The organism is Ectopseudomonas oleovorans (assembly GCF_003052605.1).
GTDB lineage: Bacteria > Pseudomonadota > Gammaproteobacteria > Pseudomonadales > Pseudomonadaceae > Aquipseudomonas > Aquipseudomonas oleovorans_A.
Window position 1 is genome coordinate 1 of the sequence record NZ_QASO01000010.1, and the last position, 19,775, is coordinate 19,775.

18 protein-coding genes, 1 rRNA gene and 1 pseudogene are annotated in these 19,775 nt (G+C 63.1%); 7 read left to right on the plus strand and 13 right to left on the minus strand.

What is annotated here, in order from left to right; all coding sequences use genetic code 11:
• The 9 genes and pseudogenes from DBO86_RS26180 to DBO86_RS01810 form a co-directional block, all read right to left on the minus strand.
• A 16S ribosomal RNA gene (locus tag DBO86_RS26180) occupies positions 1-73 on the minus strand; the annotation flags it as partial.
• A gap of 581 nt (positions 74-654) precedes the next feature.
• The gene (gene recD / locus DBO86_RS01775; protein WP_108232835.1) at positions 655-2,685 is read right to left on the minus strand and encodes an exodeoxyribonuclease V subunit alpha; all 2,031 of its coding nucleotides are present in this window, start codon (positions 2,683-2,685) and stop codon (positions 655-657) included.
• A complete protein-coding gene (gene recB / locus DBO86_RS01780; RefSeq protein ID WP_108232836.1) occupies positions 2,682-6,311 on the minus strand; it encodes an exodeoxyribonuclease V subunit beta in 3,630 nt (1,209 codons plus the stop codon). The genes recD and recB overlap by 4 nt, the downstream gene beginning before the upstream one ends.
• Entirely contained in the window at positions 6,308-9,721 is a 3,414-nt protein-coding gene (gene recC / locus DBO86_RS01785; protein ID WP_108232837.1) for an exodeoxyribonuclease V subunit gamma, read from the minus strand. Before recC ends, recB begins: the two co-directional genes overlap by 4 nt.
• A 158-nt stretch (positions 9,722-9,879) precedes the next feature.
• Positions 9,880-10,200 (minus strand): ComEA family DNA-binding protein, encoded by a 321-nt coding sequence (locus DBO86_RS01790; protein WP_003461577.1) that lies wholly within the window; start codon positions 10,198-10,200, stop codon positions 9,880-9,882.
• A 237-nt stretch (positions 10,201-10,437) separates the two neighbouring features.
• Positions 10,438-10,743 (minus strand): annotated as a pseudogene (locus tag DBO86_RS01795) (transposase); the annotation flags it as partial.
• A gap of 193 nt (positions 10,744-10,936) precedes the next feature.
• Positions 10,937-11,611: a transmembrane anchor protein gene (locus DBO86_RS01800; RefSeq protein WP_074860959.1), complete on the minus strand. Its 675-nt coding sequence runs from the start codon at positions 11,609-11,611 to the stop codon at positions 10,937-10,939.
• Positions 11,612-11,622: 11 nt separating this feature from the next.
• Positions 11,623-12,360 carry a HupE/UreJ family protein gene (locus tag DBO86_RS01805; protein WP_074860964.1) on the minus strand — a complete coding sequence of 246 codons (738 nt, stop codon included), beginning with the start codon at positions 12,358-12,360 and terminating at the stop codon, positions 11,623-11,625.
• A gap of 46 nt (positions 12,361-12,406) precedes the next feature.
• Positions 12,407-12,766 carry a hypothetical protein gene (locus DBO86_RS01810; RefSeq protein WP_074860965.1) on the minus strand — a complete coding sequence of 120 codons (360 nt, stop codon included), beginning with the start codon at positions 12,764-12,766 and terminating at the stop codon, positions 12,407-12,409.
• A gap of 113 nt (positions 12,767-12,879) precedes the next feature.
• Here DBO86_RS01810 and DBO86_RS01815 point away from each other — a divergent pair, with 113 nt between their 5' ends.
• The 6 genes from DBO86_RS01815 (at position 12,880) to DBO86_RS26185 (ending at position 16,026) form a co-directional block, all read left to right on the plus strand.
• Entirely contained in the window at positions 12,880-13,167 is a 288-nt protein-coding gene (locus tag DBO86_RS01815; protein WP_074860967.1) for a metal-sensing transcriptional repressor, read from the plus strand.
• 6 nt (positions 13,168-13,173) lie between these two features.
• Entirely contained in the window at positions 13,174-14,277 is a 1,104-nt protein-coding gene (locus tag DBO86_RS01820; RefSeq protein WP_108232838.1) for a nickel/cobalt efflux transporter, read from the plus strand.
• Between the two features lies 1 nt (position 14,278).
• Positions 14,279-14,719, plus strand: coding sequence for a YqaA family protein (locus DBO86_RS01825; protein ID WP_108232839.1), 441 nt, complete (start codon positions 14,279-14,281; stop codon positions 14,717-14,719).
• Positions 14,716-15,423, plus strand: a complete 708-nt coding sequence (locus DBO86_RS01830) for a TraX family protein (RefSeq protein WP_074860978.1) — start codon at positions 14,716-14,718, stop codon at positions 15,421-15,423. The genes DBO86_RS01825 and DBO86_RS01830 overlap by 4 nt, the downstream gene beginning before the upstream one ends.
• A gap of 60 nt (positions 15,424-15,483) precedes the next feature.
• The gene (locus tag DBO86_RS01835) at positions 15,484-15,693 is read left to right on the plus strand and encodes a hypothetical protein (RefSeq protein WP_197709105.1); all 210 of its coding nucleotides are present in this window, start codon (positions 15,484-15,486) and stop codon (positions 15,691-15,693) included.
• Between the two features lie 102 nt (positions 15,694-15,795).
• Positions 15,796-16,026: a hypothetical protein gene (locus tag DBO86_RS26185; RefSeq protein WP_208630334.1), complete on the plus strand. Its 231-nt coding sequence runs from the start codon at positions 15,796-15,798 to the stop codon at positions 16,024-16,026.
• A 66-nt stretch (positions 16,027-16,092) separates the two neighbouring features.
• Here the strand turns inward: DBO86_RS26185 and DBO86_RS25965 are convergent, their stop codons facing one another.
• On the minus strand, positions 16,093-16,317 hold the full coding sequence (locus DBO86_RS25965) for a hypothetical protein (RefSeq protein WP_074860981.1): 225 nt from the start codon (positions 16,315-16,317) through the stop codon (positions 16,093-16,095).
• Between the two features lie 140 nt (positions 16,318-16,457).
• Between DBO86_RS25965 and DBO86_RS01850 the strand changes: the two genes are divergently transcribed.
• Positions 16,458-16,907 carry a lysozyme gene (locus DBO86_RS01850; RefSeq protein WP_108232840.1) on the plus strand — a complete coding sequence of 150 codons (450 nt, stop codon included), beginning with the start codon at positions 16,458-16,460 and terminating at the stop codon, positions 16,905-16,907.
• 87 nt (positions 16,908-16,994) lie between these two features.
• Here DBO86_RS01850 and DBO86_RS01855 read toward each other — a convergent pair whose 3' ends face one another.
• Genes DBO86_RS01855 through DBO86_RS01865 form a run of 3 tightly spaced genes read right to left on the minus strand, consistent with a single transcriptional unit; the run spans position 16,995 to position 19,616 of the window.
• Positions 16,995-18,149, minus strand: a complete 1,155-nt coding sequence (locus DBO86_RS01855) for a S1C family serine protease (protein WP_108232841.1) — start codon at positions 18,147-18,149, stop codon at positions 16,995-16,997.
• A gap of 23 nt (positions 18,150-18,172) precedes the next feature.
• Positions 18,173-19,138 (minus strand): zinc metalloprotease HtpX, encoded by a 966-nt coding sequence (locus DBO86_RS01860; protein ID WP_074860990.1) that lies wholly within the window; start codon positions 19,136-19,138, stop codon positions 18,173-18,175.
• 7 nt (positions 19,139-19,145) lie between these two features.
• Positions 19,146-19,616, minus strand: coding sequence for a phosphate-starvation-inducible PsiE family protein (locus DBO86_RS01865; protein ID WP_108232842.1), 471 nt, complete (start codon positions 19,614-19,616; stop codon positions 19,146-19,148).
• Positions 19,617-19,775: the final 159 nt, after the last annotated feature.

Sequence of the window (19,775 nt, forward strand, 5' to 3'; positions counted from 1 at the left end):
TCATCCGCTCGACTTGCATGTGTTAGGCCTGCCGCCAGCGTTCAATCTGAGCCATGATCAAACTCTTCAGTTCAATACTGCTTGGGTTTTGAGAAAACCCTAAACTTGGCTCAGCAATCGCAAAACTTTCAAATTAATGAAAGGTAACTCTCGAATTAACGAGTGTTGCTTTGTGATGCTGATAATCAGTTGACTATCAGTCTTACCTCACAAGCACCCACACGAATTGCTTGATTCAGTTGTTAAAGAACAGTTGGTTAAGTCTTTCGTCTCAACCGAGGCCGCGCATTCTACAGCAGCCTCTCTATCTGTCAAGCTGTTTTTCGATTTTGTTTCCGGAGAAACTTCTTTCTACTCAACCACTTGCGCCTTCGATCAGAACTTCTTCTCTCCAGCGGGAGGCGCATTCTACAGCGTTCAAAACCGCTGTCAACACCTCTTTTTTTTACCGCTTTCGATCCATTCGATCGAACCACCAACAGAGCCAAACCACCACCCTGCCGACCGGCGCGCATTCTACACGCCAGATCCAGTTTTGCAAGCCCTTCATTCAACTTAACTTATTGATTAACAAGAAGTTTTTGAAAGGCTTCATCGCTGAAGTGGCGCGCATTCTACCGCCAGCAGAATGCGCGTCAAGCTTATATTTCAGTTTTATTGCTTTTCCAGCGCCTCGCGCAGGCCACTGCGTCTCGTCACGCACCGCTGCACAGCCTGCTCGAAGATGCCCGCTCGGCTTTCGACCAGGCTGAACCAGTGACGAGCCCGTGTGATGCCGGTGTAGACCAGCTCCTTGGTCAACACCGGATTGAGGCTGTCAGGCAGGATCAGCGCGCAATGGGCGAACTCCGAGCCCTGCGACTTGTGCACGGTCATGGCGAACACGGTCTCCACCGCACTCAGACGGCTGGGCAGGATATGTCGCAAGGCGCCGCTGCCGTCGTTGCGCGGGAACACAACGCGCAGCACCTCGCGTACAGGCGCACCTGGAAACTCAGGCGGCTCCGGCAGACGCAGCGCGATGCCAATATCGCCGTTCATCAGACCCAGGCTGTAGTCGTTGCGCGTTACCAGCACAGGTCGACCTTCATACCAGCCATGCGACTGCTCAAGCAGGCCCCGCTTTACCAGCGCTTCGGCAATACGTTCGTTGAGCGCTTCCACGCCCCATGCACCTTTACGAACCGCACAGAGCAGCTGGAACTGATCGAACGCTGCCAGGACGCGACCAGCCCAACGATCCCAGGCCTGGGAGTCGGCATCTGAAGCAGGACGCTCCGCCAGCATCACCTGCAGATAATGCGCATACCCCTGCGGACGGGGCTCGCCGCCGCCCTGCCCCTCTATTAATAGTCGCTCCAGCGCACGATCCTGCTCACCTGACAAACGCAACACGTACAAATCATGTGCACCGGTTGCCAGAGTCGCGCGGGCCGACTGCGCATCACCCAGGTTCACCGCACGCGCCAGACGCCCGATACCCGAACCACTGCCGAAACGACGCGAGTGACGCAGCATGACGATATGCTGCGCCAGAGCCTTGTCACCGGGCACCAACACCGGATCTTCCAGCCGTTCGCCCGTCTGGCTTTCCAGCCAGGCACGCGTCGCCTCGCTGTAGCCACCGCTCTCCGCCTCTCGGCACAGGTCCCCCAGTACCGCACCGGCCTCCACCGACGCCAGTTGGTCCTTGTCGCCCAGCAGAATCAGACGCGCATGCGCCGGCAACGCGCCCAGCAGGCTGGCCATCATTTCCAGGTCGATCATCGAGGCTTCGTCGACCACCAGCACATCGAGTGGCAAGGGGTTGGCGGCATCGTGACGGAAATGACGGCTGCCAGGACGACTGCCCAGCAGGCGATGCAGCGTCGTCACCAGGGTTGGAATCTGCTCCCGCACTCGCTCGTCCAGCGCCAGCGACTGCACCTGCGCGCCGATGGATTCGGTCAGCCGCGCGGCCGCTTTGCCGGTGGGCGCCGCCAGACTCAGGCGCAGCGGCTCGCCAGTGGCCATGGCCGCCTCCTGCAACAGCGCTAGCAGACGCACCACTGTAGTCGTCTTGCCGGTTCCCGGCCCACCGGTAATCAGGGTAAAGCGCCCTTGCGCCGCCATGGCACAGGCCAGCTTCTGCCAGTCGGTGAGGCGCTGGCCGTCCACCACCAGCGGTTCGGGAAACAGTGAGGCCAGGCGTACGGCTAGATCGCTAGGCGCCGCATCACTCGACTGCAAGCGCCGAGCGATATCGCCAGCCACCTGACGTTCATAGTTCCAGTAGCGCCTCATATATAGACAGGCGCCGCTGAGCACCAACGGCGCCCCCTCGGACTCCAGCAGCGAACTGCCGGCACAGGCTGCCAGCCAGGACTCCAGGCTAAGCCCAGCCAGTACCTGGGACGGCAGGATCATCGCCTCTTGCGCATCCTCGCCTTCCGGCGGTAGGGACAGGGTGAAGTCCGGATTGGCCAGCGTGGCCGCCAGGTCCAGGCAGACATGCCCCTGACCCAGCTGGTGACTGGCCAGCGCGGCGCCGAGCAGGAGCAGCGGTGAAGCCTGCAGGTCCAGTTCGGCGAACAACTGCGCCAGCGCCCGATCCAGCTCACGCAGCCAGCCACGCTCGCTCCATATAGAAAGCAGGGCAAAGAGTTCGGCGCGATCATGCAGCGCCGGCGCCAGCATCGTACTCATGCTACGCCCTCCTCGGCTTCGCCCATGAACAGCACGTCCAGACGCTCGATCAACGCGCGCGGCGGTCGCGCCAGGTAGGCGCCTTGCTGCGGCGCGCGCAGGAACAGGTAGAACGCGCCGCCCACATGCTGGTCGTAGTCGTAATCCGGCAGGCGCAGACGCAACTGCCGATGCAGGGCCAACACGTAGAGCACGTATTGCAGGTCATAGCGGTGGCTGGCGATGGCCATTTCCATCGCCTCACGGGTGTAGGCGCTGTCGTCGCTGCCGAGCCAGTTGGATTTGTAATCCGCCACGTAGTAACGCCCCTGATGTTCGAATACCAGATCGATAAAGCCCTTGAACATGCCGTTGAGAGTGTCGGCACGCAGCGGCTGCCTGGCGAGGCCCGGCAACTCGCACTGCTGCACCCACTGATCCAGCAGCCTGACATCTACCCCACGCGCTTCGAACCAGAATTCCAGCTCAGGCTGATACTGCGTCAGTTGCGCCAGCACGACAGTATCCGTGCCATCCAGCGTTAGCGGCTGGCTCAGCAGCGCCAGCAGCCAGTCCTGCAGCGGATCGATCCAGCTTTCCAGACCACGCCGCTGGCAGCGCCTGGCCAGCGCCTCGCGCAGCCTCAGTGGGGCCTGCACAAGCGCCGCAAAGCCTTCCTGTGCCGCCATTTCCAGCAGGCCATGGAGGAAGGTACCGGGGTTCGGTCCACGCGGAAAACGATGCAGGCCCTGAGCGGATGCCGGCAGCGGCGCCAACGCCAGCAACGGATCCTCATCATCAATGGCGTTCTGCATCGCCGGGCTGTCGGGCGCGGCGTCTTCGTGACGGCTGACCTGACTGGGGGCGTCCTCGTCCAGACGCAGTGCACTGTAGGAGGCAATCCACCAATGTTCGGCGGCGCGTCGTATCGGCGTGCGCCAGTGCGGCTCGAACTGTCCTTCTTCGATCATGCGATAACGCTGCTCACTGGCCGGCGGCACAGGCGACACGGCGCTATCGAGTCCGCTGGCGAACGGCGCGAGCCAGCTGGCAAGCTCGCCGCTGGCCGCCAGAGGCAATCCGCCCCCGAGCAGGTAGCCCAACGCCGATTCATGCAGGCGCGACTTCTTGCCGTTGCCGATCTTCAGATCCGCCACACCCAGCCAGCAGGCATGACGGGCACGGGTCAGCGCCACGTAGAGCAGGCGCAGGTCTTCACCCAGGCGTTCGCGCTCGGCGCGCAGCAGACTGTCTTCATCGGCCTTGAGCACCAGGCGGCGGCATTCGCCGTCGTGAATCTGCAGCGGCTTCTTGTCATCCACCGGGCGGAATGCGCAGATGAATGGCAGGAACACCAGGGGATACTCCAGGCCCTTGGATTTGTGGATGGTCACCACGCGCACCAGCGCCTCGTCGCTCTCCAGACGCAACACCTGCTCGTCGGCCGCCTGCCCCTCGCCGGCCAGCAGCTCGCCGAGGTAACGAATCAGCGCCAGTTCGCCGTCGAGTTCAGCTGCGGCCTGTTGCAGCAGTTCGGCCAGATGCAGCAGGTTGGTCAATATCCGCTCGCCATCGTCACGTCCCATCAGCCGCTGCGGCAGTTCGAAGTCCTGCAGCAACTGACGCAGCATCGGCAGCACGCCCTGGCGTTGCCAGCGCTGGCGGTAGTCGCGAAATTGCATGACCCGGCGCTCCCAGGTGCGCTCGTCGAGGTTGAGCTGCTCCAGCTCGCTCAACGCCAACCCCAGCGTCGCGCTGGCCAGCGCTGCACGCAGCGGTCGATCCTGATCCGGCTCAGCGCAGGCACGCAGCCACAGCAACAGGTCACGCGCCTCCTGGGCGGCGAACACCGAATCCTTGTCGGAGAGGTAGACGCTACGCACCCCGCGCGCCGACAGCTCGCCGCGAATGGCCTGTGCCTCGTTGAAGTCGCGCACCAGCACCGCGATGTCGCTGGGCCGCAGAGCACTGAGCGCACCCTCCTTGCTAAAGCCGGCCTTTCCGCGCTGGCCCAGATCCAGCAGACGCACGATCTCACTGGCGGCGCCCGCCGCCATGGCATCCAGATAGGCGCCTTTGGCAACCGGCTCGTCGCTCGCCAGTTGCCATACCGTCAGGGCTGGTTGAGCCTGTCCGTCGACACTCCAGGCTTCGCGCCGACCTTGAGCGCCCACCTCGATAAAAGGCAGATCGTCGCGCAGCAGGAACGCTCCCTCGCCGCCTTCACGCTGTTCGGCGCGCAGGAAAACGCCATTGACGGCATCGACCATGGCCTGACTGGAGCGGAAGTTCTTTTCCAGGTTGTAGTGGCGCCCGGATGTCGCCCGGCGCGCACGCAGGTAGGTGTGGATATCGGCGCCACGGAAGGAATAGATGGCCTGCTTGGGGTCGCCGATCATGAACAGGCCGCAGTCGTCGCGATTAACCTCGACTTCGTAGAGCGTATCGAAGATGCGGTACTGCAGCGGGTCGGTGTCCTGGAACTCGTCGATCATCGCCACCGGGAACTGGCGGCGGATCACCTCGGCCAGGCGCGGACCGTTGCTGCCTTGCAGGGCAGCGTCCAAACGCACAAGCATGTCATCGAAGCCCATCTCCGCGCGCTGGCGTTTCTCCCAATCGAAGCGCTGGCGAACCCAAGCCGCCGCGTGGCGCAAAGCCGCATCAGCGGGGTCCGGCAGCGCATCGAGTTGCGCCTTGAGCAAAGCCATCGCGTCCAGCGCGGGATGATCAGGCGCCTTGCCCTTCCAGGCTTCGGCCAGGCCATCTGGGGTCAGGCGAGTGAAGCCTGTGCCCAGGTCGAGACGCGACTCTTCGCCGCCAGCCCACTCGCGTAACTTGGCCAACCAGGGGTTGTAAAAGCGCGCCTGGATTTTCTTGCCGTCCACCTGCTTGGCCGCCACTGCAGCGTCCAGCAGCAGCTGCAGTTCATCGGCCCAGGTCAGCCACGGTGCCTTGAGCTCGGCAAGGGCCTGCTCGCGCTGCTGCAGCGCAGCATCGAGCAGTTCGCCCAGCGCTTGCGTTGCGACCTCCCCCTCTTCGCCCAACAACGGCCGCACCCTGCTACCCAGCCCCGCAGGCGTCCCCCAGACACCCGCGACCCATTGCAGCGCCGCGCCCTGCAACGGATAGCAGTGCTGCCGCCAGTAGTCGCGCACCACCTCGGCCAACAGCTCGCTGTGGTCGGTCTCCAGGGTCTGGCTGAACAGGCTGCCGCTGTCGAAGGCATGCTCGCGCAGCATGCGCTGACACCAGCCGTGGATGGTGGACACCGCAGCCTCGTCCATCCACTGCGCCGCCAGCTCCAGGCGGCGGGCACATTCGCCCCACTGCGTCTGGGCGAAGTCACTGCGCAACTCGCGCAGCAGATCATCGCCTTGGGCATCGCCACGAAATACGGTCGCGGCTTCGACCAGGCGCGCGCGAATCCGGTCGCGCAGTTCGCGGGTAGCCGCATCGGTGAAGGTCACCACCAGAATCTGCGGCGGCAGCAGGGGCTCGCGGAACGCGGCTTCGCCGCCATGACCGAGGATCAGTCGCAGGTAGAGCGCGGAAATGGTGAAGGTCTTACCCGTGCCGGCGCTGGCCTCGATCAGGCGGCTGCCATTCAGGGGAAACGTCAGGGCCAGAGGGCGCTGTTGACTCATGCTGCGTCCTCCTTGAGCGCCTGGGGGTTGCTATCAAGCAGCGGCTGGTAGAGCCGTTCACTCCATGCCGGAAACTGGCCATCGGCGGTGAGTGCGGTGTAGTCCGGGAACTGCCTGGCCAGGCTGGCACTGCCCTGGACTTCACCGGAGAGGTTGTAGCTGCCCTCGTAGACGCTTCGCGCCTTGTCCTCGTTGTTGTCCTGCAACCAGGCCAGCGAGGTTTTCAGGGCGACCGGCAGAGGTGTCTGCATACCGGCGTTCCAGGCTTCCAGCCAAGTGGTCAGTACGCGGGCTGCGTGCTCCGTAGGTAGGGGCTCGAAGGCCAGGCTGCGATCCTCGCCGACCAGCAGCGTGGTCAGCGGCACGCCGCAGGCAGCGGCGATGACGTGCAGCACGTAGGGGCGCAGTAGGCGATGCCACTTCCAGCTCTTGTCCTTGTATAACGCACCCGGCAGCAGCTCCAGGCGCGCCAGGCCGCCATCGGCTTTCTGCCGCAGCCCGGCAAGCCAGCCGTCAAGCTGCACACCGCCTGCGGCGAAAGTCACGCGCTGCGGTGACTCCAGCAGGGTTGGCCAGCACAGGCAAAGCCCCTGGTAGCGCTGCACCTGCGTCGGCAGCGGTTCCAGCAGGGCGTTGCGGTACAGCTCGCCGAAACCGGCCAACGGCAGCACGCCGCTACGCTGCAGACGGTCGGCTGCCGACCTCAGCGCATTGTCGCTGTCCCCGGCGCCTGCGACCGCCGCCTTGAGCAACGCTTCCTGCAACTGGTAGCGCTGCAGGCCGTCGAGGTCGAACGGCTCGCTGTCAAGTTGCGCTTGCTCTTGTTCATCGAGAAACACCTTGAGGCGGCGAGTGAAGAAACACTTCACCGGATCGCGCAGGAACGACTGCAACAGCTCGGGCGTGAGCTGTTGTCCCTCCTCCCAGCCGGGCAAGGGCGCAGCATTCTCGCGAGTCGAGACCTGGCCATGCAGAGCTGCCCACTCGTGGGCATAGCTGAACAGCTGCCCCTCGCCCTCGAAGTAGCGGCGGCTAAACGGTTGCAAGGGGTGCTCGGTGGTCAGGCCATGCAGCAGGTCGCCGCCACCGACCAGCGTCCAGGCGCTAGCAAGATGGTCACGCAGTTGGCCGACCAGCACGGACGGCGGGCGCTCACTGTTATCGCGAATGCTGCGCCCTACCCAGCTGATATAGAGGCGATCACGCGCTGCCAACAAGGCTTCCAGCAGCAGATAGCGATCATCCTCGCGGCGTGAGCGGTCACCGGGGCGGTAATCGCCAGCCATCAGGTCGAAATCCAGCGGCGCCTGGCTGCGCGGATAGTCGCCATCGTTCATGCCCAGCAGGCAGACCTGGCGGAACGGAATCGCGCGCATCGGCATCAGGGTGCAGAAATTCACCGCACCGGCGAGAAAACGCTGACTCAGCCTCCCCTGATCGAGCCCGCCCAGCCAGGCTTCGCGCACCACCGGCAGGGTCAGCGCTTCTTCCAGCGTCGCCGCCTCGCACAGCTCCAGCCAGGCATCCAGCGCATCGAGCAGTTGGGTCGTCAGCACCTCTTCACGGTCGCTCTGCGGCTGAAAGAAGTCGTCGAGCAAACTGCGCAGGCGCTCGCCCCACTGCACCGGCGTGGCCGGCTCGCGCAACTGCTGCAAATGCTGGTCGAGGCTTTCCAGCAGGCGCGTCACCGGGCCGATCAGCGCAGCATCGAGCCCGCCGATCTCGTCGTACGGCTCTATGCCGGCGAAAGCGTCGCCCGTACCCACTGCGTAGCCCAGCAGCATGCGCCGCAGGCCGAAACGCCAGGTGTTCTGTTCCAGATTCTGGCCCAGACCCAGCGCTTGCCGCTGACTCGAATCCAGCCCCCAGCGCACACCGGCACCCTCCAGCCAGCGGCGCAAGGTGGGCAATTGATCCTCGGTGATGGCGAAGCGCTGACGCAACGCGGCGACATCCAGCAGATCGAGTATCTCACTGACGCTGAAGCGGCTGTCCGGCAGGCGCAGCAAATGCTCCAGTGCGATGATCATCGGCTCCTTGCCGCGCAGTCCCTGATCGGCCAGGGTGAAGGGAATGAAACGCGGGTCATCACTGGCGAACTGGCCGAACACTGCCTGGATATGCGGTGCGTAGGCATTGACGTCCGGCACCATGACGATCACGTCGCGCGGCCTTAGCGTGGCGTCCTCGCTGAAACTGGCCAGCAACTGATCGTGGAGAATTTCCACTTCGCGCTGAGCGCTGTGGGCGATATGAAAACGCAACGAATGATCACGTTTCGGGTCGACCGGCGGCCAGGTGCTGCGCGTTTCCGCCAGCGGACGCAGGTCGAGGATGTCGTTCTGCAACTGGCCGAGCAGGCAGCTCTCACTGGCCGGGCTGAACAGGTCGATGCGTTCGAACTGCTCGCGGTAACGCTGCGGCTCGTCGTACTGATCCAGCAGGTTGATGTAGTCGCGTCCCTGCTTGCCCCAGGCAGCGAGCAGCGGCTGCCCGTGCTGGTGCATGTCCTCCTGCTCGAATAGACCGATCTGCGCGCCTGGCCTGCCCTTGCGCTGCTGCCGGCGGTACTCGTGGCGCAGCAGATCCTTGTCTTCGACGATATCGCCCCAGTGATGCTGACAGGGGTTGTGCACGTAGAGCATGACCTGGCTGAAACGCGCCATGGCCGCCAGCGCTTCCAGCACCTGGGCCGGCAATGAGGAAATACCGAAAACGGTGATGCGCCGGGGCAGTCCGGGCGGCGCTGCATCCAGTTCGCCCATACGGGCGACGAAGCGCGGATGCACGCCGGCGCGACTTTCGGCCAGGTGCTGCGCGCCGACATCCGCCAGCAAGGCGCGCCACAGCGCGGGTTGCCAGCGCGAATCGCCCTCCAGTGGCCGCTCACCACCGCGCGAGGTGCGCAAGCGGTCTTGTCCGCCGGCCCAGTCCGCCAGCCAGTCGGCACGGTAGACCTGATATTGGTCGAACAGATCGGCCAGGCGCTCGGCCAGTTGGTGGCGCTTGCGCAGATCCTGGTCATCGGCGAGAAAGCGGCGCAAGGGCGCAAACGCCTCCTCGGCCAGCAGGCCCGGCAACAGGCGCATCAGGCGCCAGGTCAGCGGCGCCTTGTCCAAAGGCGATTGCTGCGGGATCGCGTCCTTGCCCAGCACGTTGCGGTACGCCTGCCAGAGAAAGCGCGCCGGCAGGTCAACGTCCAGCGCCGCCGCGATGCCACAGCCGTCACGCTCGGCCAACGCCAGCTTGAGCCACTGGGCGATGCCGTTGCTCTGCACCAGCAGCACCTCATTTTCCAGCGGCCGCAATGGATAGCGCCGCATCCACTGCACCGCCAGCGCACGCAGCTCTTCGAGATGGTTACCGTGGATGACGATAAGGCCGGGGGACAACTCCGGGCTGGCGGGCATCGACTGACTCCTGTCGAAAATCGAAGCGCAAGTTTGCCAGCATTTACTGAAGAGGTGAGTCTTTGGCCGGCTTTCACGACCGTTTGAGGCTTTTTGAGCAGGCTCAAACAACAAGAAGGCCGGTCAGTGACCGGCCTTGATGGCGAGACCTGCAGTCGTCAGTCGACTACCAGTTTGTCGCGATTCTTATTCAGAGTCGCCTCACCAATACCCTTGACCTCAAGCAGTTCGTCAACAGACGCAAAACTGCCATGAGCCTCACGATAGGCCACGATTGCCTGAGCTTTGGTTGCACCGATACCCGCCAGCTCACGCTGGAGCGTCTCTGCATCAGCAGTATTGAGATTGACGGTTACAGCCTGAGCGACTTGCTCAGAGGTCGCTTCGCCAGCCTCGGCATTTCCAGTGTCGACTGCGGATACAGCGAAGGAGAAAGAGGCAAGAAGCGCAAAGAGAACAGAAGAGAGGTAGTTTTTCATGGTTTAACGTTCCATGTAGGTGAGTGAGACGAGCACGTTAGGCTCATTTTTCAACCTAGACGCTAATTCTCTACTGTCAAATCCACACTCACGACCTGAAGCCGAAGACTTCGGACAGACGGGATAACGGCAGCCTCACCAGTCACTAGCCGGCCGCCGAGCTGGGCAAACTGATCGATGAAGCCAACAGGATTTCGGCTACCGGCTCCCTGAAAATCAGTACTCGTCAGAAGTAGAATTTTCACCTAGGGTCTCATCGTTGCCACTGGTAGCGCCTGCACTGTGTTGGTGAGCCTTGGCATAGCTGCCATCAATGAACACCCATTCCATGTCGGGCTGCGCCACAAGCTCCTTGAAAACCTTGAGCCATTTTCCAGTTGCGGGCCACACATTGAAGCGTTTATAGACCTTATTCCAGTTCCCGAACGCTTCGGGGAGGTCTCTCTAGGGGCATCCCGTGCGCATGCGTTACAGCATGCCCTCCACGGTCATTCGTAGATCACGCTTGTTGTAGATGGCCTTGCGCAGCAGAATTTCCCGCAGCTTCGATCAATGCTCATCACTGAGCAATAATCGGGGCATTGCAAACTCATATCGATGTTGTGTCAGAGCTTCAACGATACAAGTTTTCTCTTACATATCAACTGGTTAGCGCAAAACTGCAACAACCCCTGGATCAATGGAGCACGCAGGCAGAAAGTAGCGGGAACAGAGGCTCACTGCTCCCGCTGAACCATCAGATCACCCGCTTGATGGCAATATAATTACCCTCGGTACGCAGCGTGACAGTGACCGGTTTGCTGGTGCGGTTGCGCCAGAACCAGCCGTGCTTGCCGTCGAAGGCGGCCTCCAGGACGCCATGGTCTTCCGGCGTGGCGCGCCCCTTGCCGTAACCGTGGTAGAACTCGCGCGGCGCGTTGTAGGGGTCGCCGTGGGTGTCGTAGTTCACCAGGCCGCCGTTGGCCGTCCAGAAGTAGTTCACCTTGCTGCCCTTGAGCATCTCCAGCTTGATCTCGGCGCCTTGGCCGGGAGCCAGGGCAATGCTCATTTCATGCTGCTGCCCCTCGGCCTCGACTACCGCAGGCGTTGCCACGGCTGGGGCCGTCGCCTCGGCGGCTGTGCTGACGGCAGGTTGCGGGGCCGCTTGAGGTACCGACTGGGGCGCCGCCGGAGCCGCAACTACAGGCGTCGCAGCATCGGCTGCAGCTTCTGTGGCCAGTTGCTGTTTGACCTCGCCCATCTGGGTCAGCCCCAGCATGCGACCGGCGCCAGTGGGATCGATGGCGTATTCCGAGGGCATGACCACGGTGACGAGCAGGACAATGGCGGCGATCAGTGCAATCACGGTCGAGCGCAGCAGTTGCTGGCTGCTCGGCAGTTCGTTGAGGGTTGGGATCTTGCTGTTGAACATGGCGAAATTCCTTACTGTGAGACGATCAAGCCGGTGAGCTGGTAACCCATCAACAGGAAACCGGCGCTCATCATCGCGACGTTGGCGGTGTAGGCGTGGCGCCAGAAGCTGGCGGTACGCCGCCAGTAGCCCATCAGAATGAGAATGCTGCCGAGCGCCAGAAGCTGGCCGATCTCCACGCCTACGTTGAAGGCGATCAAGTTGGCGATAAGGCCATCGGATGAAATCTCGTACTCCTGGATCTTGGTGGCCAGACCGAAGCCGTGCAGCAGGCCGAAGATCAGCGTGGCTGCGCGGGTGTCCGGCTGGTAGCCGAACCAGCGCTGGAAGGCCCCCAGGTTGTCGAGCGCCTTGTACACCACCGAAAAGCCGATGATGGCGTCGATCACGTAGGCACTGATGCCGATGTCCGCCAGCACCCCGAGGAGCAGGGTGACCGAGTGGCCGACGGCGAACAGGGTGACGTAGAGCCCCACGTCCTTCAGACGGTAGAGAAAGAAGATCACGCCGAACAGGAACAGCAGGTGGTCGTAACCGGTGATCATGTGCTTGGCGCCCATGTACACGAACGGCATCAACATCACCCCGGTGCTTTCCTGGATGAAGCCCTTGTCGCCCTCGGCGACGCCGTGGGCCAGCGCATCGGGCATACCGAGAAAGAACAGGGCGGTAAGCAGTAGCAATAATGGTAGCGAGCGGTGCGGACGCAGGTGGCCTGCGTCCATGCCGCGCATGGATAGCGAATGCATGGAGAAATCCTAGGTTGCAGTGGTCTTGGGCCGCACAGCGGCCTGTTCAGAACACCAAACCAGGGCGTGGTGGCCGTTCGATCAGGTAGATCGGGCTGGCGGGAATCGAGTAGCCGGGGCTTTCCAGCAGCAGCTTACGCTCCGGCTGCGTGGCAATGTTCAGCCCAGTGCTCAGGTGCGGTGTTTCATGCACGTGGTCAGCCGTCAGCGGCGAGTGGTAATGATCCGCACAGACCGCACAGGCAAACGCACCGTCGCCATGGCTGTGCGCATGCACATCCTGGTTGTCGCTCCAGGTCGGGGGGCTCGCCCCCACTAACAGCGCAGACGCATGCCCGGCCCAGGCCATCAGGATGGCGAGAGCGAGGGCGAAGATCACCTTGGCGCTGATGGGTTTGCTGAGCATGGATCGCCGCTTCGATAGCTGGGCCGTGTGATTGAGGGGGGGGCAGCCGTTTGACCATATCCCCCCCAGGGGGATAGGATACTGCGGTGATTATCCTTGCACGAGGTCTGGCGATGAGCAAGCACAAACACGAGCATCAGCACCAAAGTCATACGGAAATCATCAAAAGGCTGAAACGTGCCGAGGGCCATCTGCGCAGCATCGTCGCCATGATCGAGGACGGTCGCGCCTGTGTGGACATCGCCCAGCAACTGCACGCGGTCGAGAAAGCGGTCTGCCAGGCCAAGCGCACGCTGATCCAGGACCACATCGACCACTGCCTGGAACACACGGTCGGCGCCCTTACCAAGGGTGAGCGGGCGCCACTGGAAGAGTTCAAGCAGATCACCAAATACCTCTGAGCCCCCATGTCGACCTTCGCCGAGTTGTTGCAGCAAGGGGCCGCACAGGCCTGGCTGTATGTCCCCACCGCCATCCTGCTCGGGGCCCTGCATGGCCTGGAACCCGGGCACTCGAAGACCATGATGGCGGCCTTCATCGTGGCCATTCGCGGCACGGTGCGTCAGGCCGTCCTGCTTGGCCTGGCGGCCACTGCCTCGCACACCGCCGTGGTCTGGCTGGTGGCGATCGGCGGCATGTACCTGGGGCAGCACCTCGACGCCCAGACCACCGAACCCTACTTCCAACTCGCCTCGGCCGTGCTCATCGTCGCCATCGCGCTGTGGATGCTCTGGCGCACCTGGCGTGGCGAGCAAATGTGGCGCTTCGAGGAAGAGCAGCACCATCACGACGAACGCCAGCACATCGATACCGGACACGGCCGCGTCGAACTGTCGATCCACGAGCAGGACGCGCCGCCACGCTGGCGTCTGCGTGTGCTGAGCGGGCATGCCTGGCCTGCCGGGGACGTCAGTTTGCTCACCACCCGCAGCGACGGACAGATTCAGGAGTTCCGCTTCGTCACCCAGGACGGCTATCTGCAGTCGCTGGATGCGATTCCCGAGCCGCATGAGTTCACCGCGCGCCTGCGCCTCGGCCACGCCGGACACGCCCACGAGTACGACCTGGAGTTCCATGCGCACGACCACGCCCATTCGCAGCTGGAGAGTCTGGAGCTGTCGCTGGAGGGCTACCAGGATGCGCACGAGCGGGCCCACGCCAACGACATTCGCCGTCGTTTCGCCAGCCGCAACGTCAGTACCGGCCAGGTGATCCTGTTCGGCCTGACCGGCGGGCTGATTCCCTGCCCTGCGGCCATCACCGTGCTGCTGCTCTGCCTGCAGGTCAAGGAGGTGACGCTGGGTGCGGTTCTGGTACTCAGCTTCAGCGTCGGCCTGGCCCTGACCCTGGTCGCGGTCGGCGTCGCCGCCGCCGTCGGCACGCGACACGCGTCCAACCGCTGGCCCTGGCTGGGCGTGGTGGCGCGCCGCGCGCCCTACCTGTCCGGCCTGCTGATCATCGCCGTGGGCATCTATGTCGGCCTGCATGGCTGGACCGGGCTGAGCGCCTGAGGTGTGGGATTTCTCCGCCTATCTGGGGCTGTTCGTTGCGGCCTTCGGTGCCGCCACCCTGCTGCCGATGCAGTCGGAGGCGGTGCTGGTCGGCTTGCTGCTGGCCGCTGAACAGCCACCTGCCCTGTTGCTCCTGGTGGCCACGACCGGCAACGTACTGGGCTCGACTGCCAACTGGCTGCTCGGCCGCTATATCGAACACCTTCGCCACAGACGCTGGTTTCCGGTGCCGGAAGACAAACTGCAGCGCACCTGGCAGGCCTACCACCGTTATGGACGCTGGTCCCTGCTGCTGAGCTGGGTGCCGATCATCGGCGATCCACTGACCGTGATCGCCGGCGTCCTGCGCGAGCCATTCTGGAGTTTCCTGCTGATCGTGCTGGTGGCCAAGGCGGGGCGCTACCTGGTGCTGACGGCGCTGACGCTGGGAGTCATGGGATGAGACGGGATGCGGGACTCGACCTGGTCAAGTGGCTGGCCATGCTCAGCATGCTGCTCGACCACCTGCGCTACCTGTGGCCGGACGCCTATGGCCTATTCGTCGTCGGCCGCCTGGCATTCCCGCTGTTTTGCCTGGGCATCGCCGCCAACGTGGCCAGAACCCGCCCCGGCGAGCTGTTCAGCGAGGGCAACGCGCGCTACCTCGGCTGGCTGCTGGTGTTCTCCCTGCTGTCGGAGCTGCCCTATCGCCTGCTGTCGCCGGAAAGCGCGACGCTCAACGTGATGCCAACCCTACTGCTGGGGCTGATGGTCGCCTGGGGCGTCCACCATGGCGAGCGCACCAGCCTGCTGCTGGCAGCGGCGACGGTGCTGATCGCCACCCTGCTGCATCAGCAACTGATGTACGGCGTACTCGGCGTCCTGTTGCCGGCCGCCTTTGTCCAAGGGCTGAAGGGGCTGCGCTGGTGGTGGTTGCCTGCCGCCCTGGCGGTGCTGGCCAACGGCCGCAACCGCTGGTTTGCCGAGCTGGGCCTGGTGGCGGATACCCTGGCGTCGTTCGCGATGGCCTGTGCGGCTGCGCTGCTGGGGCTCTACCTGTTGCATCGAGCCCTGCCGTTGAAGATCTGGCCCGTCGGCCGCTGGGGCTACCTGTTCTATCCGGGGCACCTGCTGGCGCTGCATGTGCTGCGTAGTGCCATGCCCTGAGCGCCACCGAAGCCCGCCAAGACCGGCCGCCTCACAGCGCTGGCGGTCAATCGCAACAACGTGCTGGTTCGTACTGAGACGGGGCAGCTCGGCACCGCCTGCATCTGGACGGCAGCAGTGGCCGCGCTGGATGCCGGTGCGCCGGGCGACCGCATCACGGTGGAGATCAGTGGCGAGCGCGATGGTTTGAGTAGCTGGCAGCCGCAGGTGCGGGTCATGGATCGCGCGGGCTACGGCCTGCGCTGGGGACAGTATTGGGGAGGTGTGTGATGGCCGCGCATAGATGCTCATCTGCTCATCCTGAACGAGCTTGTCGAATGGCGTGAGGCCAGCATCGCCAGCATCGAGGACGCACCGATCCAGCTGTACGTTTTGCCCGGCATTCCGGGGCGTATCGGCGAGGCACGCGCGGCAGGCTATGCACAAGGCACGCAGCCGCTGGTGTCCTTTGTCGATCCCGACGATCTGCATGAAGCCAGTGCCTTCGGTCATTGCAATTGCGGTCTCCAGAAATGCGAAACCCGCCTCGTGGGCGGGTTTCTGGTGGGTACGAAGATGGGAAATCAGATGGCGATGCCTGCGCTCCAGCCGGTGGACTTGTAGGCCGAGAGCTTGGTCTCGTCCTCGATGTAGCAAAGCCAGCCGCTCTCGCCGAGCGTCCAGCCGTAATTAAGTCCAAGGTTCGAGCACGGCTTCCACGGCAGATCGGCGCATTACGATCAGGCCGTGCACGTGGCTGGCGCTGTTAGTGTGTTGCCAACGGCTGTAGGCCAGACGCCGCACGGCGATGTCCTGGCCGTTTTCGTCGGTCAGTGCTTCGTCGGTGTACTGCGCAGCCAAGACGGCGGCATTCGCAGCAGGCGTGACCGCAGGAGCTGGCTGGGAAACGGCCATCCTGCACGCATGGACGGAGGCCGACCAGGCGCTTTGGGCAGGAGTGCTGAACTTCTGGTTCCTCGGGCGGGTGTTCGACTGGGTGAGGGCATGACCTCAGGAGTGATCGCCGTGCTGCAGGCGGTCATCGGCCGGATGGCTTGGAATCCGCAGCCATCGATCTGGCCAAGCGCTTCGAAGGCTTCCACCGCGTGCCGAAGAACGATCTTGGCCGCACGCATCCCTACGTCTGCCCGGCAGGCTACTGGACCATCGGCTACGGCCCCCTCTGCGATCCGAAGCACCCGCCGATCACGGAGGCCGAGGCGGAACGCTATCTGGCGAAAGACCTGAAGGTCGCGCTGACCGCCACGCCGCGCTACTGCCCGATGCTGGCCACGGAGCCAGAGGGGCGGTTAGCAGCCATTGTGGATTTCACCTTCAACCTTGGGGCTGGACGGCTGCAAACATCTACGCTAAGTCGTCGAGTCAACCAGCGGGACTGGGTAAGTGCCGCGACGGAACTAAGGCCCTGGGCCTATGGTGGCGGCAAAGTGCCGCCGGGACTCTTCGCGCGACGAGAGGCTGAAATTTCCTTACTGGGCACCTAAGTGTAGGGCATCGAGTTTCTGCGGCGCGAATGCTTCATGCATCCCATCGTTATTCTTTGCCAATCCCCAAATGTCCTCAACTCCAGATCAGATGCCAGGTTGCAACTCCACGCGCACCTCCCGTAGCTTACCGGCCCGCTCAACCGACAAGACCACCACATCTCCTACCTTTCGGTCGTCAAGCCGTGCGAGCAGCTTGGCGACATCGTCGACGGGAGCGCCATCCATGCCTGTGATGCGGTCTCCCGGCACGATGCCTTCGGGGCCCACGGTGACACCGTTCAGCCCCGCCTTTTGCGCCGCTGAGCCTGGGGCGACGCGGAGCACGAACACGCCCTTGCTTCCGGCCAGTGCAAGCAGGTGCTGATTGAGCTGTTCGTCCACCTCAATGCCCAGCGCCGGACGGATGTACTTACCGGTCTTGATGAGTTGCGGGACTACGCGCATGACGGTGTCTACCGGCACGGCGAAGCCGATCCCTGCCGATGCGCCGGAAGGGCTGTAGATTGCTGTGTTGATGCCGATCAGGCGGCCGGCCGAATCGAGCAACGGCCCCCCCGAGTTGCCGGGGTTGATGGCGGCATCGGTTTGAATCAGGTGTTCGATGGTCACTCCGCCAGATTCCCCGGGCAGCGATCGATCGAGCGCGGACACGATGCCGCTGGTGAGTGTCCAATCCAGACCGAAGGGGTTGCCGATGGCGAACACCTTTTGTCCCACCTTGAGGTCTGCGCTGGTGCCGACCGGAACGGCGGGCGGGCGCTGGAAACCGACGCCGATTTTGAGCACCGCGATATCGTGGGCCGGACTCACGCCGACCAGCGCGGCTTGGTAATCGCGGCCGTCGGCCAGTTTGACCGTGGCCTCCGACGCCCCCTGGATCACATGAAAGTTGGTAACGACGTGACCGGCGTCATCCCAGATGAAACCCGAACCCGTCCCGCGCGGCACGGAAAAGACGTTGCGAGTCCAGGCATCGCGCACCAGTTGGGACGTCGTGATGTAGACCACCGATGCTCGGGATTTCTCGAACAGTTCGATGGTGGCCTTTTCATCAGCGGCCAGATCGCCACGCGGCGTGACGGTGCGCTCAGCGGCTTCGCGCGGACTGAACCAGGCCTCGATGGCGGGCAGGAACTGCCAGAACAACATGAGTGCGGCAACGCACGCGGTGATGAAGAGCCACCGCCGGACGAATTGATCCGGAGCTGGGCGTTGTGGGTAAGGATCGGGGTAAGCCATGACGGGGGTTCCTTTCGAGTGATTTAGCGCCAAAGGCCGCTCAGGCCCCTGCGTGGTGGGCGCATCGGGGCGAACGACCTTGGCACGAGATATTCCGTTTGGAACGGCAGGGTCTGCGATGGCTGAGGCGCCAACGCCATCAGGCGCGCGATACGATCCTCTGTCGTCGGATGCGTGCGCAACCAGGACGGTTCGGGATTGCCCCAACCGGGCAACATCCAGGCGCGCCACGAGCGGCTCACCCGCTCGATCTTTGCCAGCGCCGAGGCGAGCCCGTGCGGATCCCCCGTCAGCTCTACGGCCATCCGGTCGGCATCGAACTCGCGCACGCGTGACAGGCCCAACTGCGCGAGCAGTGCCAGTTGCGGCGAAGCGGCCAACAGCAGTAAGCCAAGCCAGTTAATTTCTACGGCACCGGCCAACAGCACCGGCATGCTGATCAGGAGCGTAATCTGACCCAGCAATGCCAGCAGGCTCGTGAGCCGGCTGATCGAATCAGCCAGGCCCATGACACGCAGATCGTCTTGAGCGATGTGTGCAACCTCATGCGCCAGCACGGCTTGCAGTTCCCGGATACTCAGGCTGCGGAGCAGGCCATCAGTGAGGGCAATGGAGGCATGACGTCGCGAACCAGTAGCAAAAGCGTTGACGATGCCGCTGGGCACATAGTGGGGAACTGGCGTATTCGGCAATCCGGCGCGCGCGGCCAACTCCCGCAACAGCGACCAAATTGCGGGGGCTTCCTGGTAATGCAAGAGACGGGCGCCATAGAGTCGCAAGGTCATCGCGGAGGCGGCGACAGGTTCGATCAGCAGGGTCAATGCGCAGCTTGCCAGTGCTAGCCAAAGGCCAATCTCGCCGAACAGCAGACTGCCAGCGGTAGCCGCGATCCCCACCAGGGTCAAAACCAGCAGTACGGTTTGAAAGCGATTGAGCCAGCGGTGCCTCGACCTGGCATCGTGTCGGCCGGCTAGACCAAAAAGGGCCATGGTCCAATTACTCGCTCTTCCGGTCGTCGCGTTCACGCATGAGCCAATAAGTCAGCCCCAACGCCAGTACCATCCCCGCCAGCACGGCCACTTTGGCAGGAGCAATGTCAGGTTCGAGGATGATGAGCTTGCGGGCCAGTGCCAGGATCGCGATCAGAATGACGGTCTTGACCTGGATGATGCTTTCCTTGCGCAAAGCCACTTTGACGATCGAATGCTTGAATTCCATCGCGATCAGCAGCGTCATGGTGGCCCCGAACACCAGCTGGAAAACCTGATGATCCAGTGGATTCAGCGCATCCATGACGAGCAGCGTGAAGACGAGCCGAATCAACTGAATCAGCGAGATCACAATTACCACCGCGATAACGCCCGAAAGCGTGATGGCAACAACCTGCTCGAAGCGCTCGTAAACCGTCATCAACCGCCACTGGGAGCGCATCTCGTCAAGGGCCGTGTGGCCAGATTCTTTATACATAAGCGTTGCTCTCTCTTTCGATGAAACCTTAATGGAACGGCGAGTCCGAAAAGGCGACTCGATTACACCTGGATTACCGAGGCAATTGCGAAGCCACCCAGCGCATAATGTCCTGCGCGCCCATGGCGCCACCATGAGAGCAAAATGACGCCTGTAAAC